We start from the raw sequence: 18397 nt of genomic DNA on the forward strand, positions 1-18397 counted from the left end.
TTATTTTGTTTGATATTGTAAAAATTGTTGTCTTCCGATGTAGATAAAAAACAGTAGTAGTAATATCCAAAAATACGGTTCGCTCATGCGCTGTCTTTCTGTACCTGCTTTTTCTATATACGAAGCATTCATAATATCTTCTTGCTTTTCTAATAAACGGGCTTCTTGTGTTTTATTTTCAAGTGAAATATAAGTGGTACTATGTGTTAAAATATTTTGAGAAAAACTCTGACGTAAGCCATCTAACCAACGCGTTCGTTTTCGTTTCGGATTCAAATCATTTATCGTATGAAACAAACGTAATTGCAACGCATTCAAATATGAATTTGATGTTGGTTGAATCATAAAATCTTCTGTTTTGTCAAGAGAAACTAACGAAGACGAGTTGTCATTTGGAACATAACACGACTTTCCATTTCGAGAAAACTCTACAAATTCCAATGCTGGAAATACTTGTTGATTCCATGTAGAATATTCAACATAATTGTCATGCGGAAACATGTTTTTTAATTCCCAAGATGTGTACTTTCCGTAAAAACGATTTTTATCTGCAGCATATACAACCACAAACGGAATGCTCTTTTTATTTTGATGATCATATTGAATTTGTGAAACAGCTTTCAATAAATTAAATCCGGCTTTCTTTGGTGTTGTTTGTGTTTCCCAATTCACATCTGCATCAACATACAATACTTGTGCATTTTCCTTAATCGTATTGTCTAAATTTTTATAATCTTCTTCAAACTGTGCACGTTGCTTTTCACCATTAATCGTATTATCAACCAAAAAATAATACCGAATTGGCGCTTCCACTTTTGGCAAAGAAGCTTTCACTGTAGCTGGAATATAAAAAGCATTTTGAGCAATTTCGGTAACATGTTGTGACAACGGTTTTACATCAATATCAATTGGCGTTTCGTTTATAGAAAAATGAACAGGATTTCTGTGATGTAGCGTAAAACCTGTAGTGCGTTTTTCATGCTTCAAAAAAGGATATATCTTTAAAGAAAGGACATCATCATATATATATTGTAAAATTCCAGGATCGCGACGCTGATTTGTAATTTGCTTGTAAATCCAGTTGGCGGCTTGCTTTTCGGCTAAAATTCCATATACTCTTTCCTTGCCAATATCTAAATAATAATCGCTAATAAACACATCTTCAGGCAAAGTAAATTCTGAACGAAATTCGCGCATGCCAGCGTTATCCAAATTCGTAATTGCAAAATCGACTTGTGTTTTATAAAAATCTCCTTCAGCAATATATTCAGTTGTATACGTATATTTTACAGAAGCTGTTAAGGTTTCTGGCGGACGATAACTAGAAAACCGACCTGTTTTGTTTCCTAAAAATAACCGACCAATTTCACTACTTTTTTGGCGTGATAACTGCAAATTATCAAACACATACCAATCGTAATAAATAGATAATAAGGGCAATCGTTTTTCAGGCGTATCAAACGAAAGACGGCTACGATTTTTTTGCATTTGCTGAAAAATATAATCCAACTTTGCTACATCAAAATCTTTATATTCATGACTGCTGCTGTCAAATTGATTCGTTTCTGCAATAACAGTATCTAATAATACTTTATGGTTATGACAAAAAAGCACAAACGAAATAGGCAAAATCAGGAAACACAAAACACCTAACGAAAACACCTTTTCTTTTCCGTAAGCTTTCACAATTTGCTTGTAATTTTTAGACATTACTTGAAATTGTACAAGTAATAAAACGGTTGGTGTCAACATTAAAATTCCAGCGCCAAGTACAATCAGTGCAATAAACGAAAGTGGAATATAGGGTAAGAAAATTATAAAGAAATACAGCACATATGGCAAACCAAAACAAGCAAGGAGAAAACCAATGAATTTTGTGCGATTTGAGTCATCTAATAGCAAAAATAAACCAATGGCATTTCCTATTACAGCAACGTAAATTAGGATAAAATTGAAATCGCCAAAAAGTGTAAATTCTATATTTAAAAGCAATCCAATTATTGGACATAAAAGCCCAAATAACAATATCATGAATGTATGATTTCCTTTTAAATTTCTACCGACAATATTTCCTAAAATAATACGTAAAAAGAAAAATAGAAATGACGCAATGGAAATACAAATTGAAATTTGCACTAAAAAAGAATTCAGTCTAAAATTGATATAATGATCACCTCTAAAAAGTGGAATAATTATTACAATAAAAAGATAGCTGCCAATCGGAACTGAAATAGCAAACAAAAAATTACGAAGGTTTGATGAAAGCTTTCCATCTGGTTTGAAATATGTTAAAATAACATCTAACATGGCATGAAAAATCCCGGGAATTGTAAAGTATAGCGGAATCAATTCATAATTAACGCTAGTCGATTTTACACGCGGAATGTTTGAAAACAGATTAGAATTCAACAAGAAAATAATCAAAAGTAAATAGCCAACAATAATGGTAGATGGCAATATCCAATGCTTTATATTTTTGGTAAGAACTGCATACACAAGTCCAACAATAACAAATAGTAACACAAGCCAATACGTTGCAGTTGCAGACCATTCAAAGGAATTTCCTGTTGGCGAATCGAAAGCGCTATACAACAAAAAACCTAAGACAATTTGTGATAAAATTACGGTAACTAAATATCCTAACGATTTATGAAATTTGAACTTTGGCATATTTTAAAGTAATAAGATGATTGATAAAAAGAAGTATAAGTACATACAGAATACTGCCAAGTGCTAAATGCGCAGTTTTTGGGTCAATAAAGCTTGCAGTTTGTTCCCATTGGACAAGTTTTATAGCGCTTACAATGCGTGCTGTATTTGCTAAAATCATGATGAGGTAACTGCAAATTCCCAAGAATACAATTCGAAATGAAAACTGTAAAAAAGTTCGAAACTTCCACAATTTGAAACTCAAAAAAGCAAAGCAAATGATAAAGAAGTTTCCGCCAGCGCACGATTTTTCTATACAAATATTCAGCGAAGAACTATAACCAACTTCAGGAATCCAGTTGAAAGCTGTTTGTGAAAACAATTCAATAACAGGAATCATTGGATACATAAAATAACGCAAGTGTTCCAACGTAATTGCACTGTAAATTGCTTTTAATGAAAGTGTTAGTAGTAGTATGAAGCCGAATTTTATAATAGATGTATTCATGAGTAAATTTATATCGGATATGATGAAACTGCCAATATATAACAACAGCCAATCGGAATGTTGACAATCATCATCAACAATGATTTTAGAATTTTTTCACGTTTAATTTCACTATGCACGAACGTGATGAAAAGTGTGAAAAATAAAATACTATTTAGCATTAGTGCGAACAAGGCATAATAAATACCTAAACTCAAAATTGTTTTTGATCCTGAAAAATAGAAATACAGAAGTAGTAAAAATGTACCTCCTAAAAAGCTTAAAATTGCTGTGATTTTTGCCGTTTGTAATAATTTATATAAAAATTGAATATTCATGTTTTTGAAATTAAAATTGAATGTAAAAATGAACTTTTAAGAAAGCGAAACCCAAACTTCCCAATTCTCAACCAACTGAGAAGCTAGGAATCGCATTCACCAAACTAACTGACTAACTAAATTTGTTTATAAGTTGAATAGTTTATGAGTTTACGGGCGTATCTGTATCTAATTGTGACTGATTTTCGTTAAAGCCTTTAGGCTGATCTGCGTCGAAGCCCCAATCTATCTTTCTTGAAACAAACATCACCAATCCTAGAATCACGAATAAACCAACACTTCCTACCAATAAAGCATAGCTTTCTAGTTGAATAATTACAAAAATGAATCCGTATAAAGCTGTCAACGAAACACCAATAAAGAGTGGAAATTTCCAGTATCTTAAAATAGATTTTGAATAGAGAGTAATCATTACAATAACGGCGACTCCTGCAATAAAATAGGCTTTTAAGAAACTACTATGTTCCGAAATTGAAATCAATAAGGTGTAAAACATCACCAACGCAATTCCGATCATTAAATATTGAAAAGGATGAATATTTATGTTGCTTAATGTTTGAATGAGGAAGAAGACTAAAAAGGTTAATCCAATGACTAAAAAGCCATATTTTGCTGCGCGTTCACTCTTTTGATATTCGTCTAGTGGAATAATAAATTTCGTTCCAAAAGCAAACTCATTCAAATTTGGTAAGGTGTTAAATGATTGTTGCGAAAACGGACGATTTGTATTTAAAATTCGCCAATTTGCTTCAAATCCGCCATCTTCAGTAGCATTTTCATTTTGTGTAATAAAGTTTCCTATATGACTTGGATCGTTCCAATCAGAAACCATTTTTACATCCGTAACTTTCCCAATTGGAATAAACTTAATGCTTTCGCTACCATTGTATTGCAATGAAAAATTAAAAGCTTGTTCACTAGTTGTCGGTACATCTTTCAATGCTATAAACGAACTTTCCAATTCATCTAAACTGTTTTTATACGAATTGGTTACGCTAAAATTAGTTTCAAATCCGTACGTATTTCCGTTTATATTGAGTGCAACTTCACTTTTTAAACCTTTTAAGTTGGTCGTTTTGATCAACAATGTTGCTTTTTCCCAAACAATATTTTCTGGCGCGATCGATTTTGAAGAAAAATCAGGAATATCAAAACTTCCAGAAGTTGCAATAGTTGTTGTAAAAACAGCCGATTCAAAGTTGTTTCGTTTCTTGGGAGACGCTTTTACATTCGTATCAAAATTTAAACTCTTTGGAAAGAAAAACGCATACTTCACAATCGTACGTTTCTCCTTAAAAGTATTATTTGTTTCCGCATCGTACTTTACGGTTTCTTCATAGGTTTTATACGGAACTTTTAAAATTGGACCATATACTAAAATTGAATTTCCCCATCCGTCATTAATATCTTCTATAACACCTTGTTGTCTGTATTCACGTTCTTTAATCAGTTTTTGAATCAACGTAAGCGGAATCATTAATAATAAAATTAATAAACCCATCATTGCCATGCGTGCCGTAATTGAATTTTTGAGCCAGGTACTAAATTTGTTGTTGTCGTTTTTGTTTATTGTTTGGTGTTCCATGTTTTAGTTTTTAAAGTACTTTGAAATTCAAAGTATAAGTGTAAAAAAATAGTGAATTGTGTTTGCTAGGAGTGAAACCTAACTTTCTTGTTTGTACAAAGTACCGTGTTTTCTGTGTGATATAGTGTGTTCATTTAGTAAGCGTTTGTATTGAGTTAGTATGTGTTATGTATAAATAATTATTCGCTTTTTTTAATTAAATTTTCTAGCGCTTCAATATGTTTTTTAAATTCCATGCGACCTAACGGAGTTGCGCTGTAACGTGTGTTAGGTTTTCGTCCAATAAATTGTTTTTCAACTTTAATGTAGGCAACCTTTTCCAGCGCTTTTGCATGACTTGCCAAGTTTCCATCTGTAATAGATAGTAACTCTTTCAGCATCTTAAAATCGGCAAATTCGTTCACCATCAAAATGGACATAATGCCCAAACGGATTCGGTGATCAAAAGCTTTGTTTATGTTTGTAATTATGCTCACGTTTTCTATTTAGCGGTTCTTTCAACAAGTACATACATCAATCCTCCATAAATGATGTGAAACACTCCAAAACCAATTGCCCAAAAATACAATCCATATCCTAAATACTGGGTGGAAACTAAGCCTAATATGATATTTGCAAACCCTAAATACTTTACATGGCCAAGTGTAAATTTACTTGCATTTACACAAGCCAAGCCGTAAAATATAAGTGTTATTGGCGCAATGAGTCCGACCAATCCTTTTTGTAAAATGATCAATGCGAAAATTCCACCAGTGGCTAAAGGAATTAAAAAGTTGATTACTAATTTGATGGCAGATTTGTCAAAGATTTTTTCACCATTCTTTCGGGCTTTTCGCTGTGTCAAAATAATTCCAGTAACAATAGCCAAAATAATAACAATAGCAGCAATTGCTAATAATTTAATTGTAATTTGATTAGAACTTATATAACGTGTTCCCTGTACTGAATCATATACTTTTATAATTTCTTGACGTGCAAACCAGGCACCAATTAAAGCATACACACCTGCCATAATACCCGAAAGTCCACTAAGTGAAATAAAACGAGAAGACTTGTTCATGAGATTTTTAATCTCTTTAATATCGTTTAAGTAGTCTGATGAAGTCATATTTAAAGTACTTTGAAATGCAAAGTAAAATAAAAAAACTTAGATGTGCAAACAAAAATCATTTTTAATAAAACTTGGTTATTACAATCATTTCCATAACTTTAAAACTTAATTAAAAAAGTATTGCTTGAATAAAATTTTCAAATATCTCTTTGATATTGGAAGATTAGAACCTTTCGAAATAAAAAACAGCAGTTTTACATTCTGTTTAGCATCACCAAGTACGTATGTATATGTGATGATAATGCTGTATTACAACCCTGGTTTAATCATTCCGTATTATGGACAAGAAGTGTTTACACTATTGTTTATGCTTGTTGGATTGGTGCCGTATGTTAAAAGTAAATTTTTAAATGAAGTTTATGGTTGGATTGTGTTTTGGACATTAATCATATTTCAATTTTACCTTACGTATACAACCGCATTAAATAACTTTTCGCTCGACTATTTATTGGTTACCTACGTATTCATATTCGGATCAGTATTGTTATTAAGTAACCGATTGTTGGTCATATTATTTAGTGCTTCACAATTGATACATCTTGCGTATCGTGTTCATTATTCTGAATTAGACAACATTTCCGAAAGTGCCATTTTGGTGTCTATGAGTACGATATTTATATTTTCATTTTTGGTGATGAATGGTTTAATTCGATATAGAAAAAACCTTGAATCTGTCAATTCACAACTAGAAGATCGTATCAAACAACGTACTGCAGATCTTGAAAATAGAGCCAAAGAGTTATTGCGAAAAAACAAAGATTTAGAAGAATTTGCGTATGTAGTTTCACACGATTTAAAACGTCCGTTACGCAATATCTATACATTAACCGATTGGCTTACGGAAGATACTGCGCAGGAGTTTAATGATACCGCAAATAAAAGTTTACGCTTGATTAAAGAACAAGTGACACAAATGGATTTGTTAGTGGAAGGAATTTTGAACTATTCGCTTCAAATGGACACCGATCAAGTTAAAAAAACGGTTGATGCACAGGCACTTGTAGAACGAATTATTACAGTGAATTCTGGTGAACATGTTCGCATTATACTTGAAAAAAAGTTGCCAAAAGTATCGTTTAATGAATCGCAACTATTGCAAGTATTTCAAAATTTAATTCAAAATGCCATTAAGCATAACGACAAAAACAACGTTGAAATTCACATTGATTACACTGTGGTAAATGAAAAATATCAATTTTCAATTCGTGATAATGGACCCGGAATTGAAGAAAAATACTTTGACAAAATTTTTGAATTATTTCAAAAACTTCAAATGGAAACCGAAGTAGATTCAGTCGGAATTGGTTTGGCTTTGGTGAAAAAAATAATAGAACGCAATGGCGGAGAAATATTTGTTGAAAGTGAATTAAAAAAAGGAACTACTTTCTTTTTTACCATTCAACAATAACATTCATACGTAAATTCATTCAAACTCGAATAGCGCATTACTTTATTTAATATGATGAGACAATTCCTTAAAAAAATAGGAAAATTGGAGCCTTTTGAAATCAAGAATAGTAGCATAACGCTTATTCTTGGTGCGCCAAGTACATTTATCTATTTGGAAGTAATGAAATATTACAATCCAGATTTGATAATGCCTTTTTACGGAAATATCATCTTTGCGTGTTTCTTTTTATTAGTAGGAATTTTACCCTATTTGAATCATAAATCATTAGTTAATTACTATGGTTGGTTTGTGTTTATATCCACCATGTCATTTCAACATTACTTAACCTACGCAACAAGTTTAAATAACTTTTCACTAGATTTTTTATTGGTTACGTATGTATTTATTTTTGGATCAGTATTACTGCTGAGCAATCGAATTTTAGTCTTACTATACAGTGCTTCTGAGTTGTTGCATCTTTTGTATCATGTATACAATTCAAATCTTGATAGCATGTCCGAAAGCGCTATAGTACTATCATTGGCAACTATTTTTGTATTTTCTTTTTTGGTGATGAATGGTTTTTTAAGATATCGAAAAAAGCTTGAATTTATCAATGCAAATTTAGAAGATACAGTAAAACAGCGAACGCTCGATATTGAAAACAGAGCCAGAGAATTATTGCGAAAAAACAAGGACTTAGAAGAATTTGCCTATGTAGTTTCACACGATTTAAAACGCCCGTTGCGAAACATGTACACATTATCAGATTGGCTTACGGAAGATAAAGACAACGATTTTGATGAAGAAACTACCAAAAGTTTAGAATTGATAAAAGAGCAAATTATCCAAATGGATTTGTTGGTAGAAGGAATTCTGAATTATTCGTTGCAAATGGACACGGAGCAAGTTACAAAAACTGTTGATGTACAGCATTTAGTAGAACGTATCATTTCAGTAAACTCACATAAAAACGTTCAAATATACATTCAAAAACCATTACCGAAACTAGAATTTAACGAGTCGCAACTATTGCAACTATTTCAAAATCTCATACAAAACGCTATAAAGCATACTGATAAAAAAAACGTAGAAATTCATATTGATTACAACCAAACTGCTACGCATCATCAATTTTCGATACGAGATAATGGACCAGGAATTGAAGTGCAATATCATGAAAAAATATTTCAACTATTTCAAAAACTTGAAGCTGAAACCAAAGGAAATTCTATAGGAATTGGCTTGGCTTTAGTAAAGAAAATCTTAGAACGCACTGATGGAGAAATATTCGTGAAAAGCACCAAAGGTAGTGGGACAACATTCGTATTTACAATTCCTAAAAAATAGTAGATATAGCTTTGTAATATTTCAATATGTCATAAAATTAGTTATTTTTGGGTATTCCCAGGAAAAAAGAACCACAACAAAAATATATGTCTGTATCCCTCATTAAAAAGTATCATACACTTTTTCTGTGTATCATTATGACTTACGTTTCTAGCACTGTATGTTCACAAAATACTGCTACTACACCTACAAAAATAGATACGGTTGCGTTTAAAAAATCATTAGAAGGAAAATCACTTTATCCTCTAGTACTACAAATGTATGAGTTACAAGAATTAGATTCTTTAAGGACGGTTATTATAGCTAAGCACATTGAAAATGCATACGTAAAATTTGGAAACCTAAAAGAAATTGCTGGTGCATGTATATCATTAGCAGTTTGGGAAGAAACCTTAGGTAATTTTGATAGATCATTAGCCTTACTAGAAAGAGGAATTAAAATTTCCAGAGATATAAAAAATGACAGTATATTATACCTAGGCTTGCAGCGTAAAGGTGTTGCCGCTTATTACCAAGCTGATCACGAGTCAGCATTAGAATCTTATTATGAAGCATTGACAATTGCTAAAAACGAAAAAAATAAAAAAAGAGAAATCTTTGTTGAAAGTAATATTGCTTTGGTAAAAATGCAAGCAAAAGATAGAGCTGGTGCTATTGAATTACTGCTTAGAATTATTGAAGAAATAAAAAAGGAACCGAGTTTAGTAAATCCATATGAAAAATTAGATATATACATAAATCTTTGTGGAGCATATATATATCTTGAAGATTTTGATGCGGCAATTAGCTATTGTGAACAGGGCGCAGCAATAAAAGTTGATCCATACGATTCGCTTGATAAAGCACATTTTTTATCAGCTTTTGCTGAAATTGCTAGGGATAAAAAAGAATATGAAAAATGCCATCAACTTTTAGATGAAGCAGAAGAAATAATGGAAAATCGTGTGGGGCACGAAAACTTGGAGTTATTCTTAAAATTTTATAGAGCAAAGGCTTATTTTGATGAAGGAAAGTATCAATTAGTTATAGATGAACTTCTTAAAATTGAAGAAATCAAAAATGAATACGATATTGAAATTTTGAGTTTACAACAAATGTATTATCTCTTGGCAAAATCATATAAAGAGCTTGGAAATACAGATGAAGCTATAATCTATTATGATAAAGGAGAACAAATAAGTAATGAAAATGATAAGAAACGTGATGAAATAAACACAAATCTTATCGAAAAATATGACCTTCCAGAACTGAAAGAAGAAATAGAGGAATTAAAACAAAAATCACAACGCACAAAACTCTTTTATATTTCAGGTATAATTTTATTAATTATTGTCATTATTGGTTTACTAATATTCAATAAAAAACAACAACAAAAAAACAAACAACGTTTTGAAACGCTAATGAGTCAGTTAGAAGAAAAACGTCAAAAAGGGAACCTTCGTACTGAAGTAAAGCAGCCCGATAAAAAAGTAGAAGCAGTCACAGAAACTAAAGAAACTTCAAAAATAAAATCTACTGACATTGATCCGAAGATGGCAGAAATCTTAATAAAATTAGATGAATTTGAAGAAAAAGAATTATATCTAAGCAACGAAAGTACCTTAGTAGAAGTTGCTAAAAAAATTCAAACGAATACAACCTATCTTTCCAAAGTTATCAATACACACAAAGAAAAATCATTTACGTCGTACATTACAGATTTACGCGTAGATTATGCCATTGAACGTTTGTCACACGATCGTAAATTTAGATCATTTACGATAGGTGCTATTGCACAAGAAATTGGCTTCAAGCGTTCCGAATCTTTCTCAAAATCGTTCAAGGTGAAAACAGGATTGTATCCTTCATATTTCATAAAAGAACTTGAAAAAAAACTAAACAATAAAACCTAATAATCGTTATTTATAAATTACGACAAACACACACAATCATCAATTTTATTTTCTATTATATTTGATTCACATTAATTATTAAAATTGAATGATATGAAAAAAGAAAGAAAACAGAAACTGATTATAAGCAAAGTAAAAATATCACAACTAAATACACTTTATGGTGGTTCAGGTGAAAATATTCCTGTAGCATCAATTGTACTTTGCACTGTAGATGATCAAACAGGAGATTTAGTTTGTCAAGCAACAAATTATCTAACCTGTGACGATCCAAATTCAGGAACAGGAGCTACAAAAACGAATAGAAGTTTGGTAAATTGTATTGTTTCCGCTCAGTGTTAATTATATAAATTGTTACAACTATTCTAGAAAAATTTCTCTAATTACTTTTCATCTTAAACTAAAAATAAACCTTGGTTAGTCGTGATTTATAAATTACGACTAGCTACGTAAAATGTCAGTTTTATTTTCTATTATATTTGAAATAGCATTAACTATTTAAAAGATACGATTATGAAAAAAGAGAGAAAATTGAAACTGGAAGTTAAAAAAGTGAGTATATCTAAATTGAATAATATCTTTGGTGGTAATGATCCTATAAGTTCTGTTGATTTGCCGTGTGTTATTACTACTGTAGTAAAAACAATTGTTGGAGTCGATTGTAAGACTGGAGATACCAAAACAAATAGAAGCTTAGTAAATTGTATTGGTGTTGATTCAAGAGAATGTTAATTATCTAATATCTAAGTTTGACCAATCAGAAAATTGTTTAAGAAAAATTTACAGCTCATTTACTGCAATAAAGTGTATAATTTGGTGTAAAAAAATAAAAGTTTTTTGTTGATTGAAAAGAAAGCTCATAAAACTGCCAAATCCAAACTTTATATTCTGATTGTCTAAAAAACAATATTAACTATTTTTAAAAATTATAGCATGACAAAAGAAAGAAGATTGAAATTGATTGTGAACAAGGTTAAAATATCAAATTTAAATGGCGTTTTTGGTGGAACTGATAGCCGTACAGAAACCAATACGTGTGCATATACAGATGAATCTTGTGATACAGGATGTAATTACACGAAAACAGATTCAATAATAGAAACAAAATATTGTTGGACAGGAGATACTAAAACTAACAGAAGTCTGGTAAGTTGCCTAAATAATTCTGTAGAATGTTAATAACATAATAAATAAAAATCACGAAAACTCTCTAAATCATACTTAGGGAGTTTTTTTATCAAACTTTTGAACATAGAGGCGTTTCTAAGAAAAAATCCTCAAAATAATATACACAATAATCTGCATTCTTTCTTAATTTTAAAATTCAACTTTTAGGCAAAATCACCTATTTTGTACCATACAAAACTAAGTGTATGTTATAAAATAAAGAAAAATATAGATGATTACTTTTAAAAAGCCTGTCTCAATTTATAAAATACGAGTTTAGTTACGAAACGTTATTTGCTTGATTACTAACAAAATAATGACGTTTTCCTAAAAATGAAAGCGAAACTCTAGTAAAAATACGTGAAAACCGTTATTTTTGATAGACCACCTATGTAACAACACATCAAAACCCAAGAAAACAACTGTACATGCGCCTCCAAAAACACATGGTATTCCTACTGTTAATTATTTTTTTTAGCTACAATCAACAATCATATGCAATTAATACCTGGCAAAATACAATTCAAAGCTTTGATCAGTCAGCGTTTAAAGCCTCGTTAAAAGAATTGCCGCCAAAAGAATTTGCACGTTTATTTACACAACAATATAGAGAAGATTCTATAAAAGCGAATCTTAGCATTGAATACATAGAAAATGACATGCTTAACTCGGAAAATCTATATGCGCAATTTTGGGGACATTTTGCATTAGCATATTGGTATAATCAAGCATTAAATCAAGAAAAATCCATTGCAAATCTTGACAAAGCATTATCAATAGGTGCATCTTTAAAAGATGATAATTTAATTCTAAATTCCTTGCAATACAAAGGGAAATACTATTTTGATTTTGGTCGATATGAAGAAGCAATGGAACATTATCTTGAAGCTTTAAAAGTTGCCAAAAAGATTGAAGATAAAGTGAGGCAACAAGTAATTTCTCATGATATTGGTTTGATAAAAATGCAAACAAATGATTATGAAGGAGGAATTGAATTAATAAAAGGAATACTTGATGAAATTCAAAACGAAAAACCATATTCACTACATATAAATATATACATTTCATTAACAAAAGGCTATATCGGACTTGGAGAATATAAGCAAGCAAAACTATTTTGTGAAAAAGGTCTTGAGCTAAGTGAAGAATTAAATAGTGATGAATCAAAATTTTACTTCTATTCGTTTTTGGCAGAAATTGCCATGCACGATACCAATTTTGAAAAAGCACATGAACTTATTGAAAAGTCATTGCGTATAAGTGAAAATACAAATACTCTTGAATATGAAATTCCAATGTTATACATCGAAAAAGGAGAAGTATATTACAAAGAAAAAAAGTTTGATAATGCTATCCTATACTTATTAAAAGCGGAAAAACTATTAGTAAAATACAAACTCGATTTTATCAAGCAAGAAGAAATGTATGCGCTCTTAGCAAAATCTTACAAAGAAAAAAATGATATTGAAAACAGTCTAAAATATTACGAAAAAGCAAATGAAGTCTATAAAGAAAATGACAAAAGGCAAGGGAATATAAGTGCGGATATTATTAAAAAATATGATTTAAAGTCATTGAAAGATGAATTGTTAGCCGCAGAACAATCATCAAAAAGAACAAAAAACGTATTAATCGTAAGTATTTTTATAGCGCTTACAACCGTATTAAGTATCATCTTTTTCTATAAAAAGCGAGAAAAAAACAACCAGCGTAAATTTGAAGCACTACTCAAAAGTATAGAAAATGAAAAAGAAGAAGTTGAAATTGAAGTTGAAAAAACGGAGACAAAGAAAATTGTACAAGCAGAAGTAAAGGAAGTTGAAATCATAGATGAAACGAAAGCAAAACTCTTAAAAAAACTTGATAATTTCGAAGTAAAACAACTATACTTAAGTAAGCACTGTAGTCTAAATGAAGTTGCCAAAAAACTAAAAACAAATACGTCTTATCTATCAAAATTAGTAAATGCACATAAAGGAAAATCGTTTACAGCTTACATAACAGATTTACGTGTCAACTATGCAGTCAAAAGATTAAAGAACGATAAAAAATTTCGATCTTACACAATTGATTCTATTGCACAAGAAATAGGGTTTAACCGTTCAGAATCCTTTTCAAGAGCTTTTAAAAATAAAACAGGTTTATATCCATCGTATTTCATAAAAAACCTTGATAATCAGAATATTGGATAAGTTTTTTTGCACTCGTAATTTATGAATTTCTAGATATAAATTACTGTAAAATCATACTCAGGATATATATTTGAGAGTAACTTAGTAAAACCATATAAAAATGAAAAAAAAAGAATTCCTCTCAAAATTAAAATTCCAAAAAACAACAGTTGTATCTTTCAGTATAATTAGAACTTTAAAAGGTGGAACCTTACAAAATACTGATACGCAGATTGTGTCAGTAGATGGGTTTATGTGTTTGACAACGGTATGTATACCAAATCCAACATTAGATAACGCATGTTTATCTCAAGATCCTACTGAATGTTCGCGCCCTACAAATTCTAAAACTACAGGAACTGCTTTTTGTTACGGAGACCTACCAACGAAAGTTGATTGTGGCTTAACAATAAAGTTATGTTAGCTTAGAGAAAAATAAAAACTAAAAAAAGAGCTTTTTACATAAAAGCTCTTTTTTTATACATACTGATTTCAGAATAAAAAGTATCTTCGGATTTTATATATTGAAAAATGAATCCTGCAGAAAACTACATCCTACAACAACCAGAACCGTACAAAACAATCTTATTACAACTGCAAGTACTCATAGAATATACGTTTCCAGACATAGAACTAAAATACAAATACCGAATTCCTTTTTATTATTTAAAAGGGAAGCCATTTTGCTTCTTTAACGCAAGTCACAAAAAAAAATATGTTGATATCGGTATCATGAAAGGACAAGAAATTCAAATACATACAGAATATCTAATCACAGAAAGTCGAAAAAAAATTGCTTCACTTCGCTATGAAACAATTGAAGATATCAATGACAATGTATTGAAGGAAGTACTAAAAAAAGCCGCTAGTTTCTACTAACAGCTTTTGTATATATTTAATAATCTAATCAGTTAGAAACCTAAGTCGTCTAAAGAGAATTAATCGTTTTACGAATCTTTACCAAATTACTCAGCAAACCTTTCAAATGATCTAAATGTAACATATTAGCGCCATCACTCTTTGCATTTGCAGGATCAAAATGTGTTTCAATAAACAATCCGTCAACATTATTCACGACACCAGCACGCGCAATAGTTTCAATCATATCAGGTCTTCCGCCTGTAACACCACTAGATTGGTTTGGTTGTTGTAACGAATGTGTTACGTCTAAAACGGTTGGTGCAAACTGTTTCATAGTTGGAATTCCGCGAAAATCAACAATCATATCTTGATATCCAAACATAGTTCCACGATCGGTAATCCAAGCATTTTCGTTTCCAGAGTCATGTACCTTTCGAACGGCATGTTGCATACTTTCAGGACTCATAAATTGTCCTTTTTTCAAATTCACTACTTTACCTGTTTCCGCTGCCGCAACAACTAAATCAGTTTGGCGTACTAAAAAAGCAGGAATCTGTAACACATCTACATATGCTGCAGCTTTTGCTGCGTCCGAAACTTCATGAATGTCTGTTACCGTTGGAACATCAAATGTCTCAGAAACCTTTCTAAGTATCTTTAAAGCATTTTCATCTCCAATTCCAGTAAAACTATCAATTCTACTACGATTCGCCTTCTTAAAGCTTCCTTTAAATACATACGGAATCGCTAAATCATCTGTAATTTTAACAACTTTTTCAGCAATGCGTAAAGCCATATCTTCACTTTCAATAGCACATGGGCCAGCAAGTAAAAAAAAGTTATTTGAATCAGTATGTTTTATTTTTGGAATAGAACTCAGTTGCATAAATTATAAATTTTGCACAAAGATACTGTAAATTTCAAAAGCAAAAAGGAAATCTACTTCTTGTAGCATAAGTAATTGAAAAGCATGCAAAAGTTCGTTTGTTTTCTATAGTGGATCAAACTCTTCACAGCTTACATGTACCAAAGCACATGCTTGATATTCAATAGGTAAAGAATTATAATGAGCGCAACTTCCACAACCTTGGACTGGACCAAAGCAAACTGGACCATTATAGCCAGAACAATTCCCTATAAAACCTCCTAAAGTGTTTTGTTGTTGAGTCTTACTCAATTCTTTTATTCCGTTAATTTTTAAGATACTATTTAACATGGATGGTAGGTGTTTTTTATGATTAAAATAGAATACTTAAAAGTAAAAAATCTGAAAACTAACGCCTTACGGGAATACAATAGATATAGTATGATGAAAACATAGATACATGAAATATGGCGTAAATCTGCTAAAAAAAGAATAGTAAATAAATTTTATAAAAGATTAATTAACAGAAAGATAACTTAAAAAAACGAGGAAAGTTACATTCTCTAACAAATAAACAGTACATTTGCACGCTTAAAAATAAGAGGTAACAATGGCTTCAATAAAAAATATTGCAATTATTGCACACGTAGATCACGGGAAAACAACGTTAGTAGATAAGATAATGTATCACTGTCAACTATTTCGTGAAAATGAAAATACAGGAGATTTAATTCTTGATAACAACGATTTAGAACGTGAGCGTGGAATTACGATTACCTCTAAAAACGTTTCTGTAAATTACAAAGGAACAAAAATTAATATCATTGATACACCTGGTCACGCCGATTTCGGAGGAGAAGTAGAACGTGTATTAAATATGGCTGACGGAGTTTTACTTTTAGTTGATGCCTTTGAAGGACCAATGCCGCAAACGCGTTTTGTACTTCAAAAAGCAATTGATTTAGGATTAAAACCTTGTGTAGTTGTAAACAAAGTAGACAAAGAAAACTGTACGCCAGACGAAGTACACGAAAAAGTATTCGACTTAATGTTCGAATTAGGTGCTGAAGAATGGCAATTAGATTTCCCAACAGTATACGGTTCAGCTAAGAACAACTGGATGTCTGACGATTGGAAAAATGAAACAGAAAATATTGAGCCTTTACTTGACATGGTTATGGAGCACATTCCATCACCAGAATTTGAAGAAGGAACAACACAAATGTTAATCACATCTTTAGATTTTTCTTCATTTACAGGACGTATTGCTATCGGTCGCTTACAAAGAGGAACACTCGCAGAAGGAATGCAAGTTGCATTGGTAAAACGTGATAAAACAATCATCAAAACAAAAATCAAAGAATTATTCACATTTGAAGGACTTGGACGTAAGAAAACGACAGAAGTTCAAGTGGGAGATATTTGTGCAATAGTTGGTTTAGAAGGATTTGAAATTGGAGATACAATTGCAGATTTAGAAAATCCGGAAGGATTAAAAACAATTGCTATTGATGAGCCAACGATGAGTATGTTATTTACAATTAATGATTCGCCTTTCTTCGGAAAAGACGGAAAATTTGTAACATCACGTCATATCAAAGATCGTTTAATGAAAGAGCTAGAGAAAAACTTAGCTTTACGTGTAAACGAAACAGACAGCGCAGACAAATTCATCGTATTTGGTAGAGGTGTATTACACTTATCCGTACTAATTGAAACAATGCGTAGAGAAGGATACGAATTGCAAATTGGGCAACCACAGGTAATTATCAAAGAAATTGATGGTGTAAAATGTGAGCCAATAGAAGAATTAACAATCGATTTGCCAGAACACGTTTCTGGAAAAGCAATTGAAATGGTATCACTTCGTAAAGGTGAGATGCTAAGCATGGAAGCAAAAGGAGATCGTATGGTATGCGAATTCTTAATTCCATCAAGAGGAATCATCGGATTGCGTAACCAATTGTTAACAGCAACTGCTGGAGAAGCAATCATGGCACACAGATACAAAGAATACCAACCATTACGTGGTGGAATTCCAGAACGTCAAAATGGTTCATTAGTATCTATGGAAAAAGGAACTGCAATTCCGTATTCTATTGATAAATTACAAGACAGAGGAAAGTTCTTTGTTGATCCAGGAGAAGATATATACGAAGGACAAGTAATTGGAGAAAACTCTCGTAGAGACGACATGACAGTAAACGTTACCAAAACGAAAAAACTATCAAACGTACGTTCTTCAGGAGCAGATGACAAAGCAAAAATTGTTCCTGCAATCAAGTTCTCATTAGAAGAAGCATTAGAATACATTCAAAAAGATGAATATGTAGAAGTAACACCAAACTTCTTACGTTTACGAAAAGTACACTTAACAGAAGTAGAAAGAAAGCGTAACAAAATCATCTAAAATATAAAATTACACTATAAAAAAGGTTTCATTACGCAAGTAGTGAAGCCTTTTTTTATGTACGATTAAACACGATTTACGATTGTTGATTTTTTCTCTAGAACTAAGGTTAAAGAAATAT

Annotated in this window: 18 protein-coding genes; 10 read left to right on the forward strand and 8 right to left on the reverse strand. The window is 31.2% G+C overall.

The features are described from left to right. The 6 genes from ACQ654_RS20295 to ACQ654_RS20320 all read right to left on the reverse strand — a co-directional run bounded on the left by ACQ654_RS20295 (window position 1) and on the right by ACQ654_RS20320 (window position 6167). Entirely contained in the window at window positions 1-2670 is a 2670-nt protein-coding gene (locus ACQ654_RS20295; protein ID WP_430412169.1) for an MSEP-CTERM sorting domain-containing protein, read from the reverse strand. Then, window positions 2648-3157: an exosortase K gene (xrtK, locus tag ACQ654_RS20300; RefSeq protein ID WP_430412170.1), complete on the reverse strand. Its 510-nt coding sequence runs from the start codon at window positions 3155-3157 to the stop codon at window positions 2648-2650. Before xrtK ends, ACQ654_RS20295 begins: the two co-directional genes overlap by 23 nt. Before the next feature lie 8 nt (window positions 3158-3165). Continuing rightward, window positions 3166-3474 (reverse strand): hypothetical protein, encoded by a 309-nt coding sequence (locus ACQ654_RS20305; RefSeq protein WP_430412171.1) that lies wholly within the window; start codon window positions 3472-3474, stop codon window positions 3166-3168. A 142-nt stretch (window positions 3475-3616) separates the two neighbouring features. After that, window positions 3617-5059: a cell envelope integrity protein CreD gene (gene creD / locus ACQ654_RS20310; RefSeq protein ID WP_430412172.1), complete on the reverse strand. Its 1443-nt coding sequence runs from the start codon at window positions 5057-5059 to the stop codon at window positions 3617-3619. A 179-nt stretch (window positions 5060-5238) separates the two neighbouring features. Then, entirely contained in the window at window positions 5239-5535 is a 297-nt protein-coding gene (locus ACQ654_RS20315) for a winged helix-turn-helix domain-containing protein (RefSeq protein ID WP_430412173.1), read from the reverse strand. Between the two features lie 5 nt (window positions 5536-5540). Beyond that, complete coding sequence (locus tag ACQ654_RS20320) at window positions 5541-6167, reverse strand: hypothetical protein (RefSeq protein WP_430412174.1); 627 nt, start codon at window positions 6165-6167, stop codon at window positions 5541-5543. A gap of 127 nt (window positions 6168-6294) precedes the next feature. On the opposite strand from ACQ654_RS20320, the gene ACQ654_RS20325 reads away from it, so the two are divergent. From ACQ654_RS20325 to ACQ654_RS20365, 9 genes are all read left to right on the forward strand, one after another. After that, complete coding sequence (locus tag ACQ654_RS20325) at window positions 6295-7578, forward strand: sensor histidine kinase (protein ID WP_430412175.1); 1284 nt, start codon at window positions 6295-6297, stop codon at window positions 7576-7578. Window positions 7579-7629: 51 nt separating this feature from the next. Beyond that, window positions 7630-8910 carry a sensor histidine kinase gene (locus ACQ654_RS20330; protein WP_430412176.1) on the forward strand — a complete coding sequence of 427 codons (1281 nt, stop codon included), beginning with the start codon at window positions 7630-7632 and terminating at the stop codon, window positions 8908-8910. An 86-nt stretch (window positions 8911-8996) separates the two neighbouring features. Then, on the forward strand, window positions 8997-10802 hold the full coding sequence (locus ACQ654_RS20335; RefSeq protein WP_430412177.1) for a helix-turn-helix domain-containing protein: 1806 nt from the start codon (window positions 8997-8999) through the stop codon (window positions 10800-10802). 93 nt (window positions 10803-10895) lie between these two features. Next, window positions 10896-11144: a hypothetical protein gene (locus ACQ654_RS20340; protein ID WP_430412178.1), complete on the forward strand. Its 249-nt coding sequence runs from the start codon at window positions 10896-10898 to the stop codon at window positions 11142-11144. Window positions 11145-11315: 171 nt separating this feature from the next. Beyond that, window positions 11316-11534 (forward strand): hypothetical protein, encoded by a 219-nt coding sequence (locus ACQ654_RS20345; RefSeq protein ID WP_430412179.1) that lies wholly within the window; start codon window positions 11316-11318, stop codon window positions 11532-11534. A 201-nt stretch (window positions 11535-11735) separates the two neighbouring features. Continuing rightward, complete coding sequence (locus ACQ654_RS20350) at window positions 11736-11981, forward strand: hypothetical protein (RefSeq protein ID WP_430412180.1); 246 nt, start codon at window positions 11736-11738, stop codon at window positions 11979-11981. Window positions 11982-12397: 416 nt separating this feature from the next. Continuing rightward, complete coding sequence (locus tag ACQ654_RS20355; RefSeq protein WP_430412181.1) at window positions 12398-14161, forward strand: tetratricopeptide repeat protein; 1764 nt, start codon at window positions 12398-12400, stop codon at window positions 14159-14161. Between the two features lie 100 nt (window positions 14162-14261). Then, window positions 14262-14564, forward strand: a complete 303-nt coding sequence (locus ACQ654_RS20360; RefSeq protein WP_430412182.1) for a hypothetical protein — start codon at window positions 14262-14264, stop codon at window positions 14562-14564. Window positions 14565-14671: 107 nt separating this feature from the next. Beyond that, entirely contained in the window at window positions 14672-15019 is a 348-nt protein-coding gene (locus ACQ654_RS20365; protein WP_430412183.1) for a DUF1801 domain-containing protein, read from the forward strand. 49 nt (window positions 15020-15068) lie between these two features. Here ACQ654_RS20365 and kdsA read toward each other — a convergent pair whose 3' ends face one another. Both kdsA and ACQ654_RS20375 read right to left on the reverse strand, forming a co-directional pair. Then, complete coding sequence (gene kdsA, locus ACQ654_RS20370; RefSeq protein ID WP_430412184.1) at window positions 15069-15887, reverse strand: 3-deoxy-8-phosphooctulonate synthase; 819 nt, start codon at window positions 15885-15887, stop codon at window positions 15069-15071. Window positions 15888-15992: 105 nt separating this feature from the next. Then, window positions 15993-16217, reverse strand: coding sequence for a hypothetical protein (locus ACQ654_RS20375; protein ID WP_430412185.1), 225 nt, complete (start codon window positions 16215-16217; stop codon window positions 15993-15995). A 259-nt stretch (window positions 16218-16476) separates the two neighbouring features. Here ACQ654_RS20375 and typA point away from each other — a divergent pair, with 259 nt between their 5' ends. After that, window positions 16477-18276 (forward strand): translational GTPase TypA, encoded by a 1800-nt coding sequence (typA, locus tag ACQ654_RS20380; RefSeq protein WP_430412186.1) that lies wholly within the window; start codon window positions 16477-16479, stop codon window positions 18274-18276. The last annotated feature ends 121 nt before the right edge of the window (window positions 18277-18397 follow it).

Origin of the sequence: Kordia sp., assembly GCF_965283645.1 — a bacterium.
GTDB lineage: Bacteria > Bacteroidota > Bacteroidia > Flavobacteriales > Flavobacteriaceae > Kordia.